The following is a 21,886-nucleotide window of genomic DNA, read 5'->3' on the forward strand; positions in this document are numbered from 1 at the left end:
CTGCTAGTTTGCGCTGCCTTCTGCCTTGAGCCCTGCCAGGACATCCGTGAGGATGACTTCCTGGGGGCTCGTTACAGTGCCTACAAACGAGGGCAACGCAAACAGTTGCATACCGCAGCTGCAGCCGCATCAGCAGCACCGGTCCTCGGAAGGACGCATCTTGGCAGCTTCCCGCCCTGCGAAGACCAGCCGTACGTCGAGCGCTTACGCACCCCGCCGTGTCTCTTTCGGCAGGATCACCGAGCAACTTGAGGTCCCCAACCTCCTCGCCCTCCAGACGGAGTCCTTCGACTGGCTGGTGGGCAACGAGGCTTGGCAGGCCCGGTCGACGGACGACCCGCACGCCCACTCGGGCCTCGCAGAGATCCTCGAAGAGATCAGTCCCATTGAGGACTTCTCCGGCACTATGTCGCTGTCCTTCTCGTCTCCACGATTTGACGAGGTCAAGGCCTCGATCGAGGAGTGCAAGGAGAAGGACCTGACTTACTGCGCGCCGCTGTTCGTGACCGCGGAGTTCACCAACAACACGACTGGCGAGATCAAGAGCCAGACCGTGTTCATGGGCGACTTCCCGATGATGACCCCCAAGGGGACGTTCGTCATCAACGGCACCGAGCGGGTCGTGGTGAGCCAGCTCGTCCGCTCGCCGGGCGTGTACTTCACGAAGGAGCCGGACAAGACCTCCGACCGCGACCTCTCCAGTGTCAAGGTCATCCCCAGCCGGGGCGCCTGGCTGGAGTTCGACATCGACAAGCGCGACACCGTGGGTGTCCGGATCGACCGCAAGCGCCGGCAGGCCGTCACCGTCCTGCTCAAGGCGATCGGCTGGTCGGCCGACCAGATCCGCGAGCGGTTCGGCTGGTCCGAGCTGCTCATGACCACCCTCGAGAAGGACCACATCGCCGGGCAGGACGAGGCCCTGCTCGACATCTACCGCAAGCTCCGCCCGGGTGAGCCCCCGACCCGGGAGAACGCGCAGACCCTGCTCGACAACCTCTTCTTCAACCCGAAGAGGTACGACGTCGCCAAGGTCGGCCGCTACAAGTTCAACAAGAAGCTCGAGATCGACGTCCCGATCACCAGTGGCGTTCTCACCGAGGAAGACATCGTCAAGACCGTCGAGTACCTCTGCCGGCTGCACGCCGGTGAGGAGGGCTACGAGGCCGACGACATCGACCACTTCGGCAACCGTCGCCTGCGCACCGTCGGCGAGCTCATCCAGAACCAGGTCCGTGTCGGCCTGTCCCGGATGGAGCGCGTCGTCCGCGAGCGCATGACGACCCAGGACGTCGAGGCGATCACGCCGCAGACCCTGATCAACATCCGCCCGGTCGTGGCGGCGATCAAGGAGTTCTTCGGTACGTCGCAGCTGTCGCAGTTCATGGACCAGACCAACCCGCTGGCGGGCCTGACCCACCGGCGCCGGCTGAGCGCGCTCGGCCCTGGTGGTCTGTCCCGTGAGCGGGCGGGCTTCGAGGTTCGTGACGTGCACCCGTCCCACTACGGCCGGATGTGCCCGATCGAGACGCCCGAGGGTCCGAACATCGGTCTGATCGGCGCGCTCTCCACGTTCGCGCGGGTCAACCCGTTCGGCTTCATCGAGACGCCGTACCGCAAGGTCGAGGACGGCACCGTCACCGACGAGGTCCACTACCTGACCGCCGACGAGGAGGACAGGTACATCAAGGCCCAGGCGAACGCCGTGCTGAGCAGTGACGGCACGTTCGCCGAGGATCGCGTCCTGGTCCGCCGTAAGGGCGGTGAGGTCGACTACGTGCCCGGTGCGCAGGTCGACTACATGGACGTCTCGCCGCGGCAGATGACCTCGGTCGCGACCGCCATGATCCCGTTCCTCGAGCACGACGATGCCAACCGTGCCCTCATGGGCGCGAACATGCAGCGTCAGGCCGTGCCGCTGGTCAAGGCCGAGGCGCCGCTGGTCGGCACCGGCATGGAGTACCGCGCGGCCGTCGACGCCGGTGACGTTGTCGTCGCCGAGGTCGGTGGCGTGGTCGAGGACCTGTGTGCCGACTACGTGACGGTTCACCAGGACGACGGTCACCGCCGTACCTACCTGCTGCACAAGTTCCGCCGCTCGAACGCCGGCTCCTGCGTGAACCAGAAGCCGGTCGTGTTCGAGGGTGACCGGGTCGAGGCCGGCCAGGTCATCGCCGACGGCCCGTGCACCGACGAGGGAGAGATGGCCCTGGGCCGCAACCTCCTCGTCGCGTTCATGTGCTGGGAGGGCCACAACTACGAGGACGCGATCATCCTGTCGCAGCGCCTCGTGCAGCAGGACGTGCTCACCTCGATCCACATCGAGGAGCACGAGGTCGACGCCCGGGACACCAAGCTCGGCCCGGAGGAGATCACCCGCGACATCCCCAACGTCAGTGAGGAAATGCTGGCGGACCTGGACGAGCGGGGCATCATCCGGATCGGCGCCGAGGTCGTCCCCGGCGACATCCTGGTCGGCAAGGTCACGCCCAAGGGCGAGACCGAGCTCACCCCCGAGGAGCGGCTGCTCCGCGCGATCTTCGGTGAGAAGGCGCGCGAGGTCCGCGACACCTCGCTGAAGGTGCCGCACGGCGAGACCGGCACGGTCATCGGCGTTCGCACCTTCTCCCGCGAGGACGGCGACGAGCTGCCCCCGGGCGTGAACGAGCTGGTCCGCGTCTACGTCGCGCAGAAGCGGAAGATCCAGGACGGCGACAAGCTCGCCGGCCGGCACGGCAACAAGGGCGTCATCTCCAAGATCCTTCCGGTCGAGGACATGCCGTTCCTGGAGGACGGCACGCCCGTCGACATCGTGCTCAACCCGCTGGGTGTGCCCTCGCGTATGAACATCGGCCAGGTTCTGGAGACCCACCTCGGGTGGATCGCCAAGACCGGCTGGGAGGTCGAGGGCGAGGACACCGACTGGAAGCGCCAGCTGCGCGCGATCGAGGCGCACGAGTCCCCCAAGGACTCGAACGTCGCGACCCCCGTCTTCGACGGTGCGCAGGAGGAGGAGATCAAGGGCCTCCTCGAGTCGACGCTGGTCAACCGCGACGGTAAGCGGCTGGTCAACGGCGACGGCAAGGCGCAGCTGTTCGACGGCCGCTCCGGTGAGCCGCTGCCGGACCCGATCTCGGTCGGCTACGTCTACATCCTGAAGCTGAACCACCTGGTCGACGACAAGATCCACGCGCGGTCGACCGGCCCGTACTCGATGATCACGCAGCAGCCGCTGGGTGGTAAGGCGCAGTTCGGTGGACAGCGGTTCGGCGAGATGGAGTGCTGGGCCATGCAGGCCTACGGCGCGGCTTACGCGCTGCAGGAGCTGCTCACCATCAAGTCCGACGACGTACTCGGCCGCGTGAAGGTCTACGAGGCCATCGTCAAGGGCGAGAACATCCCGGAGCCGGGCATCCCGGAGTCCTTCAAGGTGCTTCTCAAGGAGCTGCAGTCGCTGTGCCTGAACGTTGAGGTGCTTTCCAGCGACGGCGTGGCCCTGGAGATGCGCGAGACGGACGACGAGGTCTTCCGGGCCGCGGAGGAACTCGGTATCGACCTGTCCCGACGCCCGAACGAGGGCGTCAGCAGCGTCGAAGAGATCTGACGGTAGGCGCCCCTTCCTCCGGGGAGGGGCGCCCCCCGCCGGCCTTGAATTCACCCGAGCAACGAAACACGAGGGATAGTCCAAGTGCTCGACGTCAACTTCTTCGACGAGTTGCGTATCGGCCTGGCGACCGCCGACGACATCCGGCAGTGGTCGCACGGCGAGGTCAAGAAGCCCGAGACGATCAACTACCGCACCCTCAAGCCCGAGAAGGACGGACTCTTCTGCGAGAAGATCTTCGGTCCGCAGCGGGACTGGGAGTGCTACTGCGGCAAGTACAAGCGGGTCCGGTTCAAGGGCATCATCTGTGAGCGCTGCGGCGTCGAGGTGACCCGGTCCAAGGTCCGCCGTGAGCGCATGGGCCACATCGAGCTGGCGGCGTCGGTCACGCACATCTGGTACTTCAAGGGTGTGCCGAGCCGACTGGGCTACCTGCTCGACCTGGCTCCGAAGGATCTCGAGAAGATCATCTACTTCGCGTCGTACGTGATCACGTCGGTGGACGCCGAGTCGCGTCACCGTGACATGTCGACGATCGAGAACGAGATCTTCGCCGAGAAGCGCCAGAGCGAGAACGGTCGCGACTCGGAGATCGAGAAGCGCGCCGCCAAGCTCGAGCAGGACCTGGCCGAGCTCGAGGCCGAAGGGGCCAAGGCGGACGTGCGCCGCAAGGTCAAGGAGGCCGGCGAGCGCGAGATGCGCCAGATCCGTGACAAGGCGCAGCGCGAGATCGACCGCCTCGACGAGGTGCTCGACACCTTCCGCAAGCTCGACTCCAAGCAGCTGGTCACCGACGAGCTGCTCTACCGCGAGCTGCGGGACCGCTTCGGTGAGTACTTCACCGGCGGCATGGGCGCCGAGGCCATCAAGGCGCTGCTCGAGAACATGGATCTGGACGCCGAGGCCGAGAACCTGCGGGAGATCATCCGCAGCGGTAAGGGCCAGCGGAAGATCCGTGCCCTCAAGCGGCTCAAGGTCGTCGCCGCGTTCCTGAACACCCGCAACTCGCCGCTCGGCATGGTGCTGGACTGCGTCCCGGTCATCCCGCCGGACCTGCGCCCGATGGTGCAGCTCGACGGTGGCCGCTTCGCGACCAGCGACCTGAACGACCTGTACCGCCGGGTCATCAACCGGAACAACCGGCTCAAGCGCCTGATCGACCTGGGTGCTCCCGAGATCATCGTCAACAACGAGAAGCGGATGCTGCAGGAGGCCGTCGACGCGCTGTTCGACAACGGCCGCCGCGGCCGGCCGGTCACCGGCCCGGGCAACCGCCCGCTCAAGTCGCTGTCCGACATGCTCAAGGGCAAGCAGGGCCGCTTCCGGCAGAACCTGCTGGGCAAGCGCGTCGACTACTCCGGCCGCTCCGTCATCGTCGTCGGCCCCCGGCTCAAGCTGCACCAGTGCGGCCTGCCGAAGCAGATGGCGCTGGAGCTGTTCAAGCCGTTCGTGATGAAGCGCCTGGTCGACCTGAACCACGCGCAGAACATCAAGTCGGCCAAGCGGATGGTCGAGCGTCAGCGGCCGGTCGTGTGGGACGTCCTGGAGGAGGTCATCAGCGAGCACCCCGTGCTGCTGAACCGCGCGCCGACCCTGCACCGCCTCGGCATCCAGGCCTTCGAGCCGCAGCTGGTCGAGGGCAAGGCGATCCAGATCCACCCGCTGGTCTGCACGGCGTTCAACGCCGACTTCGACGGCGACCAGATGGCGGTGCACGTGCCGCTGTCCGCCGAGGCGCAGGCCGAGGCGCGGATCCTGATGCTGTCCTCGAACAACATCCTCAAGCCGGCCGACGGCAAGCCGGTCACCATGCCTACCCAGGACATGGTCATCGGCCTGTACTACCTGACGCACCAGACCCCTGGCGCCAAGGGTGAGGGCCGGGTGTTCAGCTCGGACGCCGAGGCCCGGATGGCGTTCGACAACGGCGAGCTCCACCTGCAGGCTCCGGTGAAGATCCGGCTGCGGGAGGTCGTCGGCGTCGACAACGGCGCCAAGGGCGCAAAGTGGGACGCACCCGAGGACTGGACCGAGGGCGAGAACCTGCTCGTCGAGACCACCCTGGGACGGGTGATCTTCAACGAGACGCTGCCCCCGGGGTACCGCTTCGTCAACTACGAGATCCGCAAGGGTCAGCTGTCGGCGATCGTCAACGACCTCGCCGAGCGCTTCCCCAAGGTCGCCCTCGCGGCGACCCTGGACGCGCTCAAGGAGGCCGGCTTCCACTGGGCCACCTGGTCCGGTGTGACGATCGGCATGGGCGACGTCATCGGCCCCCCGCGCAAGCCGGAGATCCTGCAGCGCTACCAGGTCGAGGCGGACCGGATCGACAAGCAGTACCAGCGTGGTCTGATGACCGCCGAGGAGCGTCGCGGCGAGCTCATCGAGATCTGGACCAAGGCGACCAACGAGATCTCCAAGGAGATGGAGACGGCGCTGCCGCAGGAGAACCCGCTCTGGGTGATGATCAACTCCGGCGCTCGCGGTAACCTCCTCCAGCTCCGGCAGATCGCCGCGATCCGTGGTCTGGTGGCCAACCCCAAGGGCGAGATCATCCCGCGGCCGATCACGTCGTCGTACCGCGAGGGTCTCACCGTGCTGGAGTACTTCATCTCCACGCACGGCGCCCGCAAGGGCCTGGCCGACACCGCTCTGCGTACCGCCGACTCGGGTTACCTGACCCGTCGTCTGGTGGACGTCTCGCAGGACGTCATCATCCGCGAGGAGGACTGCGGCACCGACCGCGCAATCCCGATGCAGGTGGCGGACCGCGAGGCGGACGGCACGCTCGTCGTGCACACCCACGCCGAGACCGGCGTGCACGCCCGTACGCTGGCCGAGGACGTCAAGAACGCCAACGGCGACGTGGTGGTGCCTCGCGGCGCCGACCTCAACTCGATCCTGGTCGAGCAGCTGGTCGCGGCCGGCGTCGAGCACGTCCGGGTGCGCAGCGTTCTGACCTGCGAGTCGAAGCTCGGCGTGTGCGCGGCCTGCTACGGCCGTTCGCTGCCGACCGGCAAGGCGGTCGACATCGGCGAGGCGGTCGGCATCATCGCGGCCCAGTCGATCGGTGAGCCGGGTACCCAGCTGACGATGCGTACCTTCCACACCGGTGGTGTCGCGGGTGAGGACATCACCCAGGGTCTGCCGCGTGTGCAGGAGATCTTCGAGGCCCGCGTGCCCAAGGGCAAGGCGCCCATCGCCGACACCCCGGGACGCATCCGCATCGAGGACGGCGAGCGCTCGCGGAAGATCATCGTGGTGCCGGACGACGGCAGCGAGGAGATCGTGTACGACAAGATCTCCAAGCGCGTCAAGCTCCGGGCCCACGACGGCGACCACGTCCAGGTCGGCGAGAAGCTGACCGAGGGCACCATCGACCCGCACGAGCTTCTGCGGATCATGGGTCCGCGGGCGGTCCAGGTCCACCTGACCCAGGAGGTCCAGGAGGTCTACCGCTCGCAGGGTGTGCTCATCCACGACAAGCACATCGAGATCATCATCCGCCAGATGCTGAAGCGGGTGACGGTCATCGACTCGGGCGCCGCGGAGTTCCTTCCGGGTGTCCTGGTCGACCGGGCGCTGTTCGAGTCGGAGAACCGCCGGCTCGTCGGCGAGGGTGGCGAGCCCGCCGCCGGTCGTCCGGTGCTGATGGGTATCACCAAGGCCTCGCTGGCCACCGACTCCTGGCTTTCGGCGGCCTCCTTCCAGGAGACCACCCGGGTGCTGACCGACGCGGCGATCAACTCGCGCAGCGACTCGCTCGTCGGCCTCAAGGAGAACGTGATCATCGGCAAGCTCATCCCGGCCGGTACGGGCATCAGCAAGTACCGCAACATCCGGGTCGAGCCGACCGAGGAGGCCAAGGCCAAGGTGTACTCGATGACCGGGTACCCGGAGACGGACTACGGCTTCGGGCCGGCCAGCGGGCAGGCTGTGCCGCTGGACGACTTCGATTTCGGGTCCTACCGCTGACAGTGGCATGACGGAGGGCGGTCGCGCGCTGCGCGGCCGCCCTCTGCTTCTCCAGGCGCGGCGTTCCTAAGATGGGGTGGTGACTCTTCCCGCCGCCGCGCCACCCACGCGCCACCCCCTGGACCCGGACCCGGCACGCTCGTCGAAGGCACGGGCCGTCTTCGCGCTCGGCCTGGTGGGCTTCCTGACCGGGGCGTTCGTCGGTGGTGTGATTCCAGCCACGGTGGCGTTGCTGCTCGCGCGCCAGACCGCCCGGGACGCGTACGCGGCGAAGGGTTATCTGACCGGCTCGGCGTGGATCCGTCGTGGCCGGCGGCTGGCCTGGGCCGGCATCGTGCTGGCCATCGCCACGCTGGTGGTGGCCACGATCGCCGGGCTGCTGCATCTGGCGTCGTCGCCCGCGGGCGCCCACTTCGCGCCCGGCACCGACTAGGGCCGGGCTGCGCCTTGACCCGTACGGGTGACATCCTCGTGTCATGACCCAGCAGCCGTATCCGTACTCGGCGCCCGTGCCTCCGCCCCCGCCGTCGGGACGCTGGCAGCCCGAGCGGGTCGACCCCGTGCCGGGCACCGAGTTCGGCCTGGTCCAGTTGCGGGTCGAGCCGATCACCTCGGGTCTCGCGATCGGCTCGCTGCTGGCCGGTATAGCGGCCATCCTGGTGTCGTTTCTGGTGCTCTGCTTCGGACTGCTCGGCGCCGACGGTGGCTGGGGTGCTCTGGTGGCCGGCGCCTTCACGCTGCTCAGCGTGATCGGTGGGGTCGGCGCCATCGTGGTGGGTCTGGTCGCCCGCCGGCAGATCCGCGGCTCCGGCACGAGCGGGCAGGTGCGCTTCACCGGCCGCGGCCTCGCGATCGCGGGTATCTCGTGTGGAGCCGCGGGCGCGGGAATTGCGCTGGGCGCCCTGGCGTTGGCTTTGGTGTTACAGCTGTCGTCCTCCGGGACCTGACGCAACCTCCCCAATCCGGTATCCGGACACCGCGGTAAAGCTGTCTCGGGGACCCGGTACACTTGTATCGGAGATATCCGTCGCAAGGAGCCAGCCCTGTCGATTTTGACCTGGCTGCTCGAGGTGGGTACTCTTTCCCTCCGTGCCCGGGCTTGCCCGGGCAACTCGTGCGTGCGCCCGAGTCGAATAACAAGGACGGGGTATCAGCACGCCGAGATTCGGCGTTCCGACGTGATCGGAGCGACGACACAGACAAGACCCGGTACGCGACCACGCGTGGCGGGACCGTGAGCCGGACGACACGCCCGACCGCGGGTGCCGGAGCCATCCGGCACACACAGGCATAACGAGACGGTGCGGCCGCGGATGGACGCGGCCGAAGGGAGCGGAGAAACCCGGTGCCCACGATCCAGCAGCTGGTCCGCAAGGGCCGCCAGGCGAAGACGAGCAAGACCAAGACGCCGGCGCTGAAAGGTAGTCCTCAGCGGCGCGGCGTGTGCACGCGCGTGTACACCACCACCCCCAAGAAGCCGAACTCTGCGCTGCGCAAGGTCGCTCGTGTGAAGCTCAGCAGCCAGATCGAGGTCACGGCGTACATCCCCGGTGTCGGCCACAACCTGCAGGAGCACTCGATCGTGCTCGTGCGTGGCGGCCGGGTGAAGGACCTCCCCGGCGTTCGGTACAAGATCGTCCGCGGTTCGCTGGACACCCAGGGTGTCCGCAACCGCAAGCAGGCCCGCAGCCGTTACGGCGCGAAGAAGGAGAAGAGCTGACATGCCGCGTAAGGGCCCCGCTCCGCGCCACCCAGTGGTCGCGGACCCGGTTTACAACTCCCCGCTGGTCACTCAGCTGATCAACAAGATCCTGATCGGTGGCAAGCGCCAGCTGGCCGAGCGCATCGTGTACGGCGCGCTCGAGGGTTGCCGGGAGAAGAGCGGCACCGACCCCGTCGTGACGCTCAAGCGCGCGATGGACAACGTCAAGCCGACCCTCGAGGTCCGCAGCCGCCGCGTCGGTGGCGCGACCTACCAGGTGCCGGTCGAGGTCCGTACCCCGCGGCAGACCACTCTCGGTCTGCGTTGGCTGGTCCAGTACTCCAAGGCCCGCCGTGAGAAGACCATGATCGAGCGTCTCCAGAACGAGCTGCTCGATGCCAGCAACGGCCTCGGCGCCGCCGTCAAGCGGCGTGAGGACACCCACAAGATGGCGGAGTCCAACAAGGCCTTCGCGCACTACCGCTGGTAAGACACCGCCGCCGGCCCGACTCAGGCCGGGCCACGCGGCAAGTCGTACCGGTTCACGAGACGACGACGAAGAAAAGTAGGGATTGAAGTGGCCGCCGCAGACGCGCTCGCCAACGTACGCAACATCGGCATCATGGCGCACATCGACGCTGGTAAGACCACGACGACCGAGCGCATCCTGTTCTACACCGGCATCACGTACAAGATCGGTGAGGTCCACGAGGGCGCTGCCGTCATGGACTGGATGGAGCAGGAGCAGGAACGCGGTATCACGATCACTTCCGCCGCCACCAAGGCCGAGTGGAAGGGTCACACGATCCAGATCATCGACACGCCCGGCCACGTCGACTTCACGGTCGAGGTCGAGCGGTCCCTGCGCGTGCTCGACGGAGCGGTCGCGGTCTACGACGGTGTTGCCGGCGTGGAGCCGCAGACCGAGAACGTCTGGCGTCAGGCGGACAAGTACCACGTCCCGCGTATGTGCTTCGTCAACAAGCTCGACCGGACCGGTGCCGACTTCTTCCGCTGCGTGCAGATGATGATCGACCGGCTCAACGCGACCCCGCTTGTCCTGCAGATCCCGATCGGGCTCGAGGCCGACTTCATCGGCGTCGTGGACCTGGTCGAGATGCGCGCCCTCACCTGGCGTGGCGAGACCAAGAAGGGTGACGACTACGCGATCGAGGAGATCCCGGCCGACCTGCTGGACTCCGCGAACGAGTGGCGCGAGAAGCTGATCGAGACCCTGGCCGACGTCGACGACGACGTCATGCTCAAGTACCTCGAGGGCGAGGAGCTCTCGGTGGCCGAGATCAAGGCGGCCGTCCGGCGCGCCACGATCGCCAGCAAGGCCAACCCGGTGCTGTGCGGCTCGGCGTTCAAGAACAAGGGCGTGCAGCCCATGCTCGACGCCGTGGTCGACTACCTGCCGTCGCCGCTGGACATCCCGGCCATCGAGGGCACCGCGACCGACGGCGAGACGCCGCTGCAGCGCCAGCCCTCGGTCAGCGAGCCGTTCTCGGCGCTGGCCTTCAAGATCCAGACCGACAAGCACCTCGGCAAGCTCACGTACGTGCGGGTCTACTCCGGCACGCTCGATTCCGGTTCCCAGGTGGTCAACTCCACCAAGGACCGCAAGGAGCGGATCGGCAAGATCTACCAGATGCACGCGAACAAGCGTGAGGAGCGGCCAACGGCGCATGCCGGCGACATCATCGCCGTGCAGGGTCTCAAGCAGACCACGACCGGCGACACGCTCAGCGACCCGGCGAACCCGGTCATCCTGGAGTCGATGACCTTCCCGGAGCCGGTCATCCAGGTCGCCATCGAGCCGAAGACCAAGTCGGACCAGGAGAAGCTGGGCACCGCGATCCAGCGCCTGGCCGAGGAGGACCCGACCTTCCGCGTCTGGAACGACGAGGAGACCGGGCAGACGGTCATCGCCGGCATGGGCGAGCTGCACCTCGACATCCTCGTCGACCGCATGCGGCGCGAGTTCAACGTCGAGGCGAACATCGGTAAGCCGCAGGTGGCGTACCGCGAGACGATCCGCGGCACCGTGGAGAAGCTCGACTACGTCCACAAGAAGCAGACCGGTGGCTCGGGCCAGTACGCCAAGGTCATCGTCAAGCTGGAGCCGCTGCCGCTCGCGGCGGACGGCCCCACCTACGAGTTCGTCAACGCCGTGTCCGGCGGCCGCATCCCCAAGGAGTTCATCCCCTCGGTGGACGCGGGCGCGCAGGACGCCATGCAGTACGGCGTTCTCGCCGGCTACCCGCTGGTCGGCGTCAAGCTGACCCTGCTCGACGGCCAGTACCACGAGGTCGACTCGTCCGAGATGGCCTTCAAGATCGCCGGCTCGATGGTGATGAAGGAGGCGGCCCGCAAGGCCGACCCCGCACTGCTCGAGCCGATGATGGCCGTCGAGGTGACGACGCCCGAGGACAACATGGGCGACGTCATCGGCGACCTCAACTCGCGGCGTGGCATCATCCAGTCGATGGAGGAGCGCTCCGGCGCCCGAGTCGTCAAGGCCCTGGTGCCGCTCTCCGAGATGTTCGGCTATGTGGGCGACCTCCGGTCGAAGACCCAGGGCCGGGCCAGCTACAGCATGCAGTTCGACTCCTACGCCGAGGTTCCGCAGAACGTCGCGAAGGAGATCATCGCCAAGGCTACGGGCGCCTAGTCCGTACCAGAAGCGTTGAGGCGCGTGCGGTCCGTCGAGGACCGCACGCGCGCGAGCAGTCGACAGAGTCCCAGTCGCCTTATCGGGCGTGCCGGGCAAAGTAATGATCAGTCCACAGGAGGACACCAGTGGCGAAGGCGAAGTTCGAGCGGACTAAGCCGCACGTCAACATCGGCACCATTGGTCACATCGACCACGGTAAGACGACGCTGACTGCGGCCATCACCAAGGTCCTGCACGACCAGTACCCGGACCTCAACCCGTACACCCCGTTCGACGAGATCGACAAGGCGCCGGAGGAGAAGGCCCGCGGCATCACGATCTCGATCGCGCACGTCGAGTACCAGACCGCGGCGCGTCACTACGCGCACGTGGACTGCCCCGGCCACGCCGACTACATCAAGAACATGATCACCGGTGCCGCCCAGATGGACGGCGCGATCCTGGTGGTCGCCGCGACCGACGGCCCGATGCCGCAGACCAAGGAGCACGTGCTCCTGGCCCGCCAGGTCGGCGTTCCGTACATCGTCGTGGCTCTGAACAAGTCGGACATGGTCGACGACGAGGAGCTCCTCGAGCTCGTCGAGCTCGAGGTTCGCGAGCTGCTCAGCACCTACGAGTTCCCGGGCGACGACCTGCCGGTCGTCCGCGTCTCGGCGCTCAAGGCGCTCGAGGGCGACGCGGAGTGGACCGAGAAGCTCCTCGAGCTGATGAACGCGGTCGACACCGCGATCCCGCAGCCCGAGCGTGACACCGAGAAGCCGTTCCTCATGCCCATCGAGGACGTCTTCACGATCACCGGTCGTGGCACGGTCGTCACCGGCCGGGCCGAGCGCGGCATCCTCAAGCCGAACGAGGAGGTCGAGATCGTCGGCATCCGCGAGAAGTCGACGAAGACCGTCTGCACCGGCATCGAGATGTTCCGCAAGCTGCTCGACGAGGCCCGCGCGGGTGAGAACGTCGGCCTGCTGCTGCGCGGTATCAAGCGCGAGGACGTCGAGCGCGGCATGGTTGTCATCAAGCCGGGCACCACGACCCCGCACACGGAGTTCGAGGGCCAGGTCTACATCCTCTCCAAGGAGGAGGGCGGCCGGCACACCCCGTTCTTCCAGAACTACCGCCCGCAGTTCTACTTCCGCACCACGGACGTCACCGGCGTCGTCACGCTGCCCGAGGGCACCGAGATGGTCATGCCGGGCGACTCCACCAGCATGTCGGTCAAGCTGATCCAGCCGATCGCCATGGAGCAGGGTCTGAAGTTCGCGATCCGCGAGGGTGGCCGCACCGTCGGCGCCGGAACGGTCACGAAGATCAACAAGTAGTTAAAGGTAGCCCCGATTAGCGTTGCCGGAGAGAATCCGGCATACTAGTCAGGTTGCGTCCGCGCGGGGTGGTTGGTTGCTCTTGAGGAGCCAGCCACCCTCGCCGGGTGTCCGGGTGTGTTTTGGGCCCGCCCGGCACTCCAGATCCCCGTGATCGAGTTGCTTGACAAGGCTGCATAGCGACAGCAGGCGCGACACGCCCGACCGCGGGGGTCGGACAACGCAGGATCAACGGTCCTGCGGGCATGCGAGAGCTACCGCTCTCGCACGTAGCGGCATCGAGAGAAGGAAACAGAAGCCACCATGGCGGGACAGAAGATCCGCATCCGGCTCAAGGCCTATGACCACGAGGTCGTCGACTCCTCGGCGCGGAAGATCGTCGAGACGGTTACGCGTACCGGGGCGCAGGTTGCTGGCCCGGTGCCGCTGCCCACGGAGATCAACCGTTTCTGCGTGATCCGTTCGCCGCACAAGTACAAGGACTCGCGCGAGCACTTCGAGATGCGCACGCACAAGCGTCTGATCGACATCATCGACCCGACTCCGAAGACGGTCGACTCGCTCATGCGCCTCGACCTGCCGGCTGGCGTCGACATCGAGATCAAGCTGTAGGGATCTGCGACTAATGGACAGGCAAGTTAAGGGGATCCTGGGCGCCAAGCTCGGCATGACCCAGGTCTGGGACAACAACAAGGTCGTCCCGGTCACCGTGGTGCAGGCCGGCCCGTGCGTCGTGACTCAGGTCCGCACCGATGACAAGGACGGCTACTCGGCCGTCCAGCTGGCGTTCGGCTCGATCGACCCGCGCAAGGTCAACAAGCCGAAGAGCGGCCACTACGCCAAGGCCGGTGTGTCGCCGCGGCGCCACCTCGTGGAGCTGCGCACCACCGACGCCGGCGAGTACGAGCCCGGCCAGGAGATCACGGTCGACTCGTTCGAGGTCGGCTCGCCGATCGACGTCACCGGCAAGACCAAGGGCAAGGGCTACGCCGGTGTCATGAAGCGGCACGGCTTCCACGGCCTCAAGTCGAGCCACGGCGTCGAGCGCAAGCACCGCTCGCCCGGCTCGATCGGCGCCTGCGCGACCCCTGGTCGCGTCTTCAAGGGCGTCCGGATGGCCGGCCGGATGGGCAGCCGTCGTTTCACCGTGCAGAACCTGACCGTGCAGGCGGTGGACACCGAGAACAACCTGCTGCTGGTCAAGGGCGCGGTACCCGGTCCCAAGGGTGCGCTGATCCTGGTCCGCACCGCGGCTAAGAAGGGCGGTGCCCAGTGAGCTCGGTTGACGTGATCAACGCCGAGGGCGTGAAGGCCGGCTCGGTCGAGCTGCCGGACGACATCTTCGACGTGCAGGCGAACATCCCGCTGATGCACCAGGTCGTCGTGGCGCAGCTCGCCGCGGCGCGGCAGGGCACGGCGAAGGCCAAGACCCGCGGCGAGGTCGCCGGCGGCGGCAAGAAGCCCTACAAGCAGAAGGGCACCGGTCGTGCCCGCCAGGGCTCGATCCGCGCGCCGCAGTTCACCGGTGGTGGCGTCGTGCACGGTCCCGTGCCGCGCGACTACAGCCAGCGGACTCCCAAGAAGATGAAGGCCGCCGCCCTGCGTGGCGCCCTCTCCGACCGGGCCCGCGACGGCCGGGTGCACGTGGTCGAGGCGTTCGTCACCGGCGAGACGCCGTCGACCAAGGCCGCGATCGCGACCCTGCGCAAGGCGACCGAGTCGACCAAGGTTCTGGTCGTCCTGAGCAGCACCGACGAGCTGAACTGGCTCTCGCTGCGCAACGAGGCGACCGTGCACCTGATCGAGGCGGGTCAGCTGAACACGTACGACGTGCTGGTCGCCGACGAGGTGGTCTTCACCAAGGACGCTCTCGACGAGTTCCTGGGCGTGCCGGCCGAGGCCTCCGAGGAGGGGAACAAGTGACCACGATCGCCGACCCGCGCGACATCATCGTCGCGCCGATCGTCTCCGAGAAGAGCTACAGCGTTCTCGACCAGAACTGGTACACGTTCCTCGTCCACCCGGACGCGAACAAGACCCAGATCAAGATCGCGATCCAGCAGATCTTCAACGTGCGCGTGCTGACGGTGAACACCGCGAACCGCGAGGGCAAGCGCAAGCGCACCCGGACGGGCTTCGGTCAGCGCAAGGCGACCAAGCGCGCGATGGTCAAGCTGGCTGACGGTGACCGTATCGAGGCCTTCGGCGGCCCGGTCAGCTAAGGGGTTGTAAAACAATGGCTATCCGTAAGTACAAGCCGACCACGCCGGGCCGTCGCGGCTCGAGCGTCGCCGACTTCGCCGAGATCACCCGGTCCACCCCGGAGAAGTCTCTGCTGGTCCCGCTGCCCAAGAAGGGCGGCCGCAACGTTCACGGCCGGATCACCACCCGGCACCAGGGCGGCGGTCACAAGCGGCAGTACCGGCTGATCGACTTCAAGCGGGTCGACAAGGACGGCGTGCCGGCCAAGGTCGCGCACATCGAGTACGACCCGAACCGCACCTCCCGCATCGCCCTGCTGCACTACGCCGACGGTGAGAAGCGCTACATCCTGGCGCCGAAGGACCTCAACCAAGGCGACGCGGTGGAGTCGGGCCCGGGCGCGGACATCAAGCCGGGGAACAACCTGCCCCTGCGCAACATCCCGGTCGGTACGACGGTCCACGGTGTGGAGCTTCGTCCCGGCGGTGGCGCCAAGCTGGCCCGCTCGGCCGGTGTCGGCATCCAGCTGCTCGGCCGTGAGGGCGCGTACGCCACGCTGCGTATGCCCTCCGGTGAGATCCGCCGGGTCGACATCCGTTGCCGTGCCACAGTCGGCGAGATCGGCAATGCCGAACAGTCGAACATCAACTGGGGCAAGGCCGGCCGCATGCGCTGGAAGGGCAAGCGCCCGACCGTCCGCGGTGTCGCCATGAACCCGATCGACCACCCGCACGGTGGTGGTGAGGGTAAGACCTCCGGTGGTCGCCACCCGGTCAACCCGGCTGGTAAGCCCGAGGGCCGTACCCGCCGCAAGGGCCAGGAGAGCGACAAGCTGATCGTTCGCCGCCGCTACGCCACCCGCAAGCGCGGGTAACGGGAGTAGAAGAAGATGCCTCGCAGCCTGAAGAAGGGCCCGTTCGTCGACGACCACCTGCTCAAGAAGGTGGAAGTCCAGAACGAGAAGAACTCGAAGAACGTCATCAAGACCTGGTCGCGGCGCTCGACGATCATCCCCGACATGCTCGGGCACACGATCGCCGTGCATGACGGACGCAAGCATGTCCCGGTGTTCATCACCGAGGCCATGGTCGGGCACAAGCTCGGCGAGTTCGCTCTGACCCGCACGTTCAAGGGTCACGAGAAGGACGACCGCAAGAGCCGTCGTCGCTAGCAGATACACGGATTAGAGGATCAAGGAGCTACAGCGATGCCAGTCAAGGGCGACGCTCCGGTGCTTCCGGGCGCGCGGGCGGTTGCGCGGCACGTGCGCATCTCGCCGAACAAGGCGCGCCGGGTGGTCAACCTCGTCCGCGGTCTGCCCGCGAAGGAGGCGCTGACCGTCCTGCAGTTCGCGCCGCAGGCCGCCAGCGAGCAGGTCTACAAGGTGCTCGCCAGCGCGATCGCCAACGCGGAGAACAACGAGCGGCTGGACCCCGACGCACTCCTCGTGAGCGAGGCGTTCGTCGACGAGGGTCCGACCCTCAAGCGTTTCCGTCCGCGGGCGCAGGGCCGGGCGTACCGGATCCGCAAGCGCACCTGCCACATCACGATCGCCGTCGAGGCGGTCCAGGTCGCCCGGCCGGCCAAGAAGGCCGCCGCGGCGAAGAAGGCCGCGCCGGCCAAGAGTGCTGAGCCGGCCGCCGAGACCCAGACGACGGAGGAGTCCGAGTAATGGGCCAGAAAGTTCATCCCACCGGATTCCGCCTCGGCATTTCGACCGACTGGAAGTCCCGGTGGTTCGCCGACAAGCTCTACAAGGACTACATCGGCGAAGACGTCAAGATTCGCAAGATGATGTCCCAGGGCCTCGAGCGCGCCGGCATCTCCAAGGTGGACATCGAGCGCACCCGTGACCGGGTCCGCGTCGACATCCACACCGCCCGGCCGGGCATTGTCATCGGCCGCAAGGGCGCGGAGGCCGACAAGATCCGTGGCCGCCTCGAGAAGCTCACCGGCAAGCAGGTGCAGCTGAACATCCTCGAGGTGAAGAACCCCGAGTCGGACGCGCAGCTCGTGGCGCAGGGCGTCGCCGAGCAGCTGTCCTCCCGGGTCAGCTTCCGCCGGGCGATGCGCAAGGCCATGCAGTCCGCCATGAAGAACCCGATCTGCAAGGGCATCCGGGTGCAGGTCTCCGGCCGCCTCGGCGGCGCGGAGATGAGCCGCACGGAGTTCTACCGTGAGGGTCGCGTTCCGCTGCACACGCTGCGGGCCAACATCGAGTACGGCTTCTTCGAGGCTCGTACGACGTTCGGCCGCATCGGCGTGAAGGTCTGGATCTACAAGGGCGACGCCGTGCCGGGTCGTGAGGTCGTCACCGAGGCTCCCGCGCGTCCGCGCCGGGACCGCGCCGACCGCCCCGAGCGTCCGCGCCGTGGCCGTTCCGGTTCGTCCGGCACGACCGCGGGTGGCACCGAGGCCGGCCGTGCGGCTCAGGCTCAGGCCGCCGCCGCCGAGAACACCGCCGCTGCTCCGGCCGCGGCCGAACCGCAGCAGGAGGGCTGACCCATGCTGATGCCGCGTAAGCCCCCGAAGGGCTTCCGCAAGCCGCACCACCCGGACCGCCACGGCGCGTCCAAGGGCGGCAACCGGGTCGTCTTCGGCGAGTTCGGTATTCAGGCGCTGGAGCCCGCGTACGTGACCAACCGGCAGATCGAGTCGGCTCGTATCGCGATGACCCGTCACATCAAGCGTGGCGGCAAGGTCTGGATCTCGGTCTTCCCCGACCAGGCCCTGACCAAGAAGCCGGCCGAGACCCGGATGGGTTCCGGTAAGGGCTCTCCCGAGTGGTGGGTGGCGAACGTCAAGCCGGGACGCATTCTCTTCGAGATGTCGTTCCCGAACGAGACGATCGCGCGCGAGGCGATGCGCCGCGCGATCCACAAGCTCCCGATGAAGTGCCGCATCGTGACGCGCGAAGTGGGTGAAAGCTGATGGCAGCGGGCGTTAAGGCCGGTGAGCTGCGAGAACTCTCCGAGGAGGAGCTGGTTTCGCGGCTGAAGGAGGCCAAGGCGGAGCTGTTCAATCTTCGCGTGCAGGGCGCGACCGGGCAGCTCGACAATCATCGTCGTCTGCAAGTGGTCCGCAAGGACATCGCGAAGATCTACACGATCATGCGTGAGCGAGAGCTTGGGCTCTCGGTCGCGCCGGATGAGGTGACAGCATGAGTGACGAGACCGCTCCGGCGCGGAGTACCCGCAAGGTTCGCGAGGGCCTGGTGGTCAGCGACAAGATGGACAAGACCGTCGTCGTCGAGGTCGAGGACCGCGTCAAGCACGCCCTCTACGGCAAGGTTCTGCGTCGCACCCGCAAGCTGAAGGTGCACGACGAGCAGAACGCGTGCGGTATCGGCGACCGGGTGCTCCTCATGGAGACCCGTCCGCTCTCCGCCACCAAGCGGTGGCGGGTCGTGGAGATCCTCGAAAAGGCCAAGTGAGTGCGTCGGGCCGGCCCCGGCCGGCCCGGCGTACCAGCGTTCCGCCAAGCTTCGGCCCCGGTCGAAGAACTGGCAGACATAGGAGACCCCAGTGATCCAGCAGGAGTCGCGACTGCGTGTCGCCGACAACACGGGTGCGCGCGAGATCCTGTGCATCCGCGTGCTCGGTGGCTCCGGCCGCCGCTACGCGAGCATCGGCGACGTCATCGTGGCCACGGTCAAGGACGCCATCCCCGGCGCTGGTGTGAAGAAGGGTGACGTCGTCAAGGCGGTCATCGTCCGCACCAGCAAGGAGCGGCGGCGTCCCGACGGCTCATACATCCGGTTCGACGAGAACGCCGCCGTCATCATCAAGGACGGTGGCGACCCCCGCGGTACCCGCATCTTCGGCCCGGTGGGTCGTGAGCTGCGCGACAAGCGGTTCATGAAGATCATCAGCCTGGCGCCGGAGGTGCTCTGACCGTGAAGATCAAGAAGGGCGACACGGTCGTCGTCATCGCCGGCAAGGACAAGGGTGCCAAGGGCAAGGTCATTCAGGCCTACCCGCGGCAGGACAAGGTCCTGGTCGAGGGCGTCAACCGCGTCAAGAAGCACGAACGCATTCGCACGTCGCAGCGTGGTTCGAAGACCGGCGGCATCGTGACCCAGGAAGCCCCCATCCACATCTCGAACGTGCAGATCGTGGACGACCAGGGCAAGCCGACCCGCATCGGCTACCGGATCGACGACAACGGCCAGAAGGTCCGCATCGCGCGTACGACCGGTAAGGAACTCTGATGACTGCCGCAACCGAAGCCAAGACGCTGCCGCGCCTCAAGCAGAAGTACCGCAACGAGGTCGTGGGCGCGCTCAAGGAGCAGTACAACTACGGCAACCCCATGCAGATCCCCGGCCTGGTCAAGGTCGTCGTGAACATGGGTGTGGGCGAGGCCGCCCGCGACGCGAAGCTGATCGACGGCGCGGTGCGTGACCTGACCACGATCACCGGTCAGAAGCCGCTGGTCCGCCGGGCCACCAAGTCCATCGCGCAGTTCAAGCTGCGCGAGGGCATGCCGATCGGCGCGAAGGTCACCCTCCGCGGCGACCGGATGTGGGAGTTCCTGGACCGGCTGCTGTCCATCGCGCTGCCGCGTATCCGCGACTTCCGCGGTCTGGACGGACGCAAGCTGGACGGCCACGGCAACTACACCTTCGGCCTCACCGAGCAGTCGGTGTTCCACGAGATCGACCAGGACCGGATCGATCGGACGCGGGGCATGGACATCACGGTGGTCACCACGGCCGAGACCGACGACGAGGGCCGGGCGCTGCTCAAGCTCCTGGGCTTCCCGTTCAAGGAGAACTGAGCATGGCTAAGAAGGCGCTGATCCTGAAGGCTGCCGCGAAGCCGAAGTTCGCTGTGCGTGCCTACACCCGCTGCCAGAAGTGCGGTCGCCCGCACTCGGTCTACCGCAAGTTCGGCCTGTGCCGGGTTTGCGTGCGGGACATGGCCCACCGCGGTGAGCTGCCCGGCGTGTCCAAGGCTTCCTGGTAACCCGACTTTTTGAAATACCGCTTCGCCGTAGGCCTGGTCGAAGGATCGGGAACCCCGGCGAGAAAGGTTGACGAATACCCATGACGATGACGGACCCGATCGCAGACATGCTCACGCGTCTGCGTAACGCCAACCAGGCGTACCACGACAAGGTGACCATGCCCTTCTCGAAGATCAAGGCGAACATCGCCGAGGTCCTCAAGGCCGAGGGTTACATCGCCTCCTGGGCGGCTGAGGAGCCCGAGGAAGGCGCAGTCGGCAGGCGTCTGGTCGTTGAGCTCAAGTACGGCCAGAACCGCGAGCGCAGCCTTGCCGGCATCAAGCGCGTTTCCAAGCCCGGCCTTCGGGTTTACGCCAAGTCCGACGAGCTCCCCCGGGTGCTCGGCGGCCTGGGCGTCGCGATCATTTCGACGTCCCAGGGGCTGCTGACCGACAAGCAGGCCCGCAAGCGGAGCGTTGGCGGGGAAGTCCTCGCCTTCGTCTGGTAACTGGAGACTTTGACATGTCGCGAATCGGACGTAAGTCGATCCCGGTCCCGGCCGGCGTCGATGTCACCATCACGGGCCAGACCGTCAAGGTCAAGGGCCCCAAGGGCGAGCTCTCGCACACCGTCGCCGAGCCGATCACGGTCGCTCAGGACGGCGGCGAGCTGCACGTCAACCGCCCCAACGACGAGCGCAGGGCCAAGGAGCTCCACGGCCTGTCGCGCACCCTGGTCGCCAACATGATCGTCGGCGTCACCGAGGGCTACAAGAAGACGCTCGAGATCAACGGCACCGGTTACCGCGTGACCGCCAAGGGCAAGGACCTCGAGTTCGCCCTGGGCTTCTCGCACCCGGTCAACGTGACCCCGCCGGCCGGCATCACCTTCTCGGTGGAGCGGCCGACCCAGTTCACGGTCGCGGGCATCGACAAGCAGCTGGTCGGCGAGGTCGCCGCCAACATCCGGAAGATCCGCCCGCCGGAGCCCTACAAGGGCAAGGGCGTCAAGTACCAGGGCGAGGTCATCCGCCGCAAGGCTGGAAAGGCAGGTAAGAAGTGACCGCCACGCTGCTCAAGCGCCGCAATGGCGGCGGCGCCGCCGCCAAGCGTGCCGTGGGAAAGGCGCGCCGGCACTTCCGGGTCCGCAAGAACCTCCGCGGCACCGCCGAGCGTCCCCGCCTGGTCGTCACGCGGTCCACGCGGCACATCTCCGCGCAGATCGTCGACGACCTCAAGGGCCACACGCTGGTTTCGGCCTCCACCCTCGACACCTCGCTGCGGGGTGCGGAGGGTGACAAGAGCGCCCTGGCCGGCAAGGTCGGCGCGCTCCTCGCCGAGCGGGCAAAGGCCGCGGGCGTTTCCAAGGTCGTCTTCGACCGCGGTGGCAACAAGTACGCGGGGCGGATCGCCGCGCTGGCGGACGCCGCCCGCGAAGCCGGACTCGAGTTCTAGGAGGAATTG

26 protein-coding genes are annotated in these 21,886 nt (G+C 67.0%); all 26 read left to right on the forward strand.

Going from position 1 to position 21,886, the window contains the following annotated elements; all coding sequences use genetic code 11:
• The first annotated feature begins 160 nt into the window (after positions 1 to 160).
• Positions 161 to 3,601: a DNA-directed RNA polymerase subunit beta gene (gene rpoB / locus A3CQ_RS0124405; protein WP_026206134.1), complete on the forward strand. Its 3,441-nt coding sequence runs from the start codon at positions 161 to 163 to the stop codon at positions 3,599 to 3,601.
• Between the two features lie 84 nt (positions 3,602 to 3,685).
• Entirely contained in the window at positions 3,686 to 7,576 is a 3,891-nt protein-coding gene (locus tag A3CQ_RS0124410; protein ID WP_020513580.1) for a DNA-directed RNA polymerase subunit beta', read from the forward strand.
• 76 nt (positions 7,577 to 7,652) lie between these two features.
• Positions 7,653 to 8,009, forward strand: coding sequence for a hypothetical protein (locus A3CQ_RS0124415; RefSeq protein WP_020513581.1), 357 nt, complete (start codon positions 7,653 to 7,655; stop codon positions 8,007 to 8,009).
• A gap of 43 nt (positions 8,010 to 8,052) precedes the next feature.
• The gene (locus A3CQ_RS0124420) at positions 8,053 to 8,523 is read left to right on the forward strand and encodes a DUF4190 domain-containing protein (protein WP_020513582.1); all 471 of its coding nucleotides are present in this window, start codon (positions 8,053 to 8,055) and stop codon (positions 8,521 to 8,523) included.
• A gap of 398 nt (positions 8,524 to 8,921) precedes the next feature.
• Positions 8,922 to 9,296: a 30S ribosomal protein S12 gene (rpsL, locus tag A3CQ_RS0124425; RefSeq protein ID WP_014440718.1), complete on the forward strand. Its 375-nt coding sequence runs from the start codon at positions 8,922 to 8,924 to the stop codon at positions 9,294 to 9,296.
• Between the two features lies 1 nt (position 9,297).
• A complete protein-coding gene (gene rpsG / locus A3CQ_RS0124430) occupies positions 9,298 to 9,768 on the forward strand; it encodes a 30S ribosomal protein S7 (protein WP_020513583.1) in 471 nt (156 codons plus the stop codon).
• An 87-nt stretch (positions 9,769 to 9,855) separates the two neighbouring features.
• Positions 9,856 to 11,952 carry an elongation factor G gene (fusA, locus tag A3CQ_RS0124435; protein WP_020513584.1) on the forward strand — a complete coding sequence of 699 codons (2,097 nt, stop codon included), beginning with the start codon at positions 9,856 to 9,858 and terminating at the stop codon, positions 11,950 to 11,952.
• Positions 11,953 to 12,080: 128 nt separating this feature from the next.
• Positions 12,081 to 13,274, forward strand: a complete 1,194-nt coding sequence (gene tuf / locus A3CQ_RS0124440; protein ID WP_020513585.1) for an elongation factor Tu — start codon at positions 12,081 to 12,083, stop codon at positions 13,272 to 13,274.
• A gap of 303 nt (positions 13,275 to 13,577) precedes the next feature.
• Entirely contained in the window at positions 13,578 to 13,886 is a 309-nt protein-coding gene (gene rpsJ / locus A3CQ_RS0124445) for a 30S ribosomal protein S10 (RefSeq protein ID WP_007073037.1), read from the forward strand.
• 13 nt (positions 13,887 to 13,899) lie between these two features.
• A complete protein-coding gene (gene rplC, locus A3CQ_RS0124450; RefSeq protein WP_020513586.1) occupies positions 13,900 to 14,550 on the forward strand; it encodes a 50S ribosomal protein L3 in 651 nt (216 codons plus the stop codon).
• The gene (gene rplD / locus A3CQ_RS0124455; protein ID WP_020513587.1) at positions 14,547 to 15,197 is read left to right on the forward strand and encodes a 50S ribosomal protein L4; all 651 of its coding nucleotides are present in this window, start codon (positions 14,547 to 14,549) and stop codon (positions 15,195 to 15,197) included. The genes rplC and rplD overlap by 4 nt, the downstream gene beginning before the upstream one ends.
• On the forward strand, positions 15,194 to 15,496 hold the full coding sequence (gene rplW / locus A3CQ_RS0124460; protein ID WP_020513588.1) for a 50S ribosomal protein L23: 303 nt from the start codon (positions 15,194 to 15,196) through the stop codon (positions 15,494 to 15,496). Before rplD ends, rplW begins: the two co-directional genes overlap by 4 nt.
• Positions 15,497 to 15,510: 14 nt before the next feature.
• Positions 15,511 to 16,350: a 50S ribosomal protein L2 gene (rplB, locus tag A3CQ_RS0124465; protein ID WP_020513589.1), complete on the forward strand. Its 840-nt coding sequence runs from the start codon at positions 15,511 to 15,513 to the stop codon at positions 16,348 to 16,350.
• A 15-nt stretch (positions 16,351 to 16,365) separates the two neighbouring features.
• A complete protein-coding gene (gene rpsS, locus A3CQ_RS0124470) occupies positions 16,366 to 16,647 on the forward strand; it encodes a 30S ribosomal protein S19 (protein WP_020513590.1) in 282 nt (93 codons plus the stop codon).
• Between the two features lie 36 nt (positions 16,648 to 16,683).
• On the forward strand, positions 16,684 to 17,148 hold the full coding sequence (rplV, locus tag A3CQ_RS0124475; RefSeq protein WP_020513591.1) for a 50S ribosomal protein L22: 465 nt from the start codon (positions 16,684 to 16,686) through the stop codon (positions 17,146 to 17,148).
• Complete coding sequence (gene rpsC / locus A3CQ_RS0124480) at positions 17,148 to 17,978, forward strand: 30S ribosomal protein S3 (RefSeq protein WP_020513592.1); 831 nt, start codon at positions 17,148 to 17,150, stop codon at positions 17,976 to 17,978. The genes rplV and rpsC overlap by 1 nt, the downstream gene beginning before the upstream one ends.
• Before the next feature lie 3 nt (positions 17,979 to 17,981).
• Entirely contained in the window at positions 17,982 to 18,407 is a 426-nt protein-coding gene (gene rplP, locus A3CQ_RS0124485) for a 50S ribosomal protein L16 (protein ID WP_020513593.1), read from the forward strand.
• Positions 18,407 to 18,640 (forward strand): 50S ribosomal protein L29, encoded by a 234-nt coding sequence (rpmC, locus tag A3CQ_RS0124490; RefSeq protein ID WP_020513594.1) that lies wholly within the window; start codon positions 18,407 to 18,409, stop codon positions 18,638 to 18,640. The genes rplP and rpmC overlap by 1 nt, the downstream gene beginning before the upstream one ends.
• Positions 18,637 to 18,909 carry a 30S ribosomal protein S17 gene (gene rpsQ, locus A3CQ_RS0124495; protein WP_020513595.1) on the forward strand — a complete coding sequence of 91 codons (273 nt, stop codon included), beginning with the start codon at positions 18,637 to 18,639 and terminating at the stop codon, positions 18,907 to 18,909. Before rpmC ends, rpsQ begins: the two co-directional genes overlap by 4 nt.
• 91 nt (positions 18,910 to 19,000) lie before the next feature.
• Entirely contained in the window at positions 19,001 to 19,369 is a 369-nt protein-coding gene (gene rplN, locus A3CQ_RS0124500; protein ID WP_014687766.1) for a 50S ribosomal protein L14, read from the forward strand.
• On the forward strand, positions 19,366 to 19,686 hold the full coding sequence (gene rplX / locus A3CQ_RS0124505; RefSeq protein ID WP_026206136.1) for a 50S ribosomal protein L24: 321 nt from the start codon (positions 19,366 to 19,368) through the stop codon (positions 19,684 to 19,686). The genes rplN and rplX overlap by 4 nt, the downstream gene beginning before the upstream one ends.
• Positions 19,686 to 20,255 (forward strand): 50S ribosomal protein L5, encoded by a 570-nt coding sequence (gene rplE / locus A3CQ_RS0124510; protein WP_020513597.1) that lies wholly within the window; start codon positions 19,686 to 19,688, stop codon positions 20,253 to 20,255. Before rplX ends, rplE begins: the two co-directional genes overlap by 1 nt.
• A 2-nt stretch (positions 20,256 to 20,257) precedes the next feature.
• Positions 20,258 to 20,443, forward strand: a complete 186-nt coding sequence (locus A3CQ_RS0124515) for a type Z 30S ribosomal protein S14 (RefSeq protein WP_020513598.1) — start codon at positions 20,258 to 20,260, stop codon at positions 20,441 to 20,443.
• A gap of 80 nt (positions 20,444 to 20,523) precedes the next feature.
• Positions 20,524 to 20,931, forward strand: a complete 408-nt coding sequence (gene rpsH / locus A3CQ_RS0124520; protein WP_020513599.1) for a 30S ribosomal protein S8 — start codon at positions 20,524 to 20,526, stop codon at positions 20,929 to 20,931.
• A 14-nt stretch (positions 20,932 to 20,945) separates the two neighbouring features.
• Positions 20,946 to 21,485: a 50S ribosomal protein L6 gene (rplF, locus tag A3CQ_RS0124525; protein WP_020513600.1), complete on the forward strand. Its 540-nt coding sequence runs from the start codon at positions 20,946 to 20,948 to the stop codon at positions 21,483 to 21,485.
• Complete coding sequence (rplR, locus tag A3CQ_RS0124530) at positions 21,482 to 21,877, forward strand: 50S ribosomal protein L18 (protein WP_020513601.1); 396 nt, start codon at positions 21,482 to 21,484, stop codon at positions 21,875 to 21,877. The genes rplF and rplR overlap by 4 nt, the downstream gene beginning before the upstream one ends.
• Positions 21,878 to 21,886 lie beyond the last annotated feature (9 nt).

It is taken from the genome of Paractinoplanes globisporus DSM 43857 (genome assembly GCF_000379645.1).
GTDB classification, from domain to species: Bacteria; Actinomycetota; Actinomycetes; order Mycobacteriales; family Micromonosporaceae; genus Actinoplanes; species Actinoplanes globisporus.

Bases quoted from the DNA above. Each gene is read 5' to 3' on its own strand.
- A3CQ_RS0124420 (WP_020513582.1), top strand. From the start codon at position 8,053: ATGACCCAGCAGCCGTATCCGTACTCGGCGCCCGTGCCTCCGCCCCCG.
- rpsG (WP_020513583.1), top strand. From the start codon at position 9,298: ATGCCGCGTAAGGGCCCCGCTCCGCGCCACCCAGTGGTCGCGGACCCG.
- rpsJ (WP_007073037.1), top strand. From the start codon at position 13,578: ATGGCGGGACAGAAGATCCGCATCCGGCTCAAGGCCTATGACCACGAG.
- rplC (WP_020513586.1), top strand. From the start codon at position 13,900: ATGGACAGGCAAGTTAAGGGGATCCTGGGCGCCAAGCTCGGCATGACC.
- rplB (WP_020513589.1), top strand. From the start codon at position 15,511: ATGGCTATCCGTAAGTACAAGCCGACCACGCCGGGCCGTCGCGGCTCG.
- rpsS (WP_020513590.1), top strand. From the start codon at position 16,366: ATGCCTCGCAGCCTGAAGAAGGGCCCGTTCGTCGACGACCACCTGCTC.
- rplV (WP_020513591.1), top strand. From the start codon at position 16,684: ATGCCAGTCAAGGGCGACGCTCCGGTGCTTCCGGGCGCGCGGGCGGTT.
- rpsC (WP_020513592.1), top strand. From the start codon at position 17,148: ATGGGCCAGAAAGTTCATCCCACCGGATTCCGCCTCGGCATTTCGACC.
- rplP (WP_020513593.1), top strand. From the start codon at position 17,982: ATGCTGATGCCGCGTAAGCCCCCGAAGGGCTTCCGCAAGCCGCACCAC.
- rpmC (WP_020513594.1), top strand. From the start codon at position 18,407: ATGGCAGCGGGCGTTAAGGCCGGTGAGCTGCGAGAACTCTCCGAGGAG.
- rpsQ (WP_020513595.1), top strand. From the start codon at position 18,637: ATGAGTGACGAGACCGCTCCGGCGCGGAGTACCCGCAAGGTTCGCGAG.
- rplE (WP_020513597.1), top strand. From the start codon at position 19,686: ATGACTGCCGCAACCGAAGCCAAGACGCTGCCGCGCCTCAAGCAGAAG.
- A3CQ_RS0124515 (WP_020513598.1), top strand. From the start codon at position 20,258: ATGGCTAAGAAGGCGCTGATCCTGAAGGCTGCCGCGAAGCCGAAGTTC.
- rpsH (WP_020513599.1), top strand. From the start codon at position 20,524: ATGACGATGACGGACCCGATCGCAGACATGCTCACGCGTCTGCGTAAC.
- rplF (WP_020513600.1), top strand. From the start codon at position 20,946: ATGTCGCGAATCGGACGTAAGTCGATCCCGGTCCCGGCCGGCGTCGAT.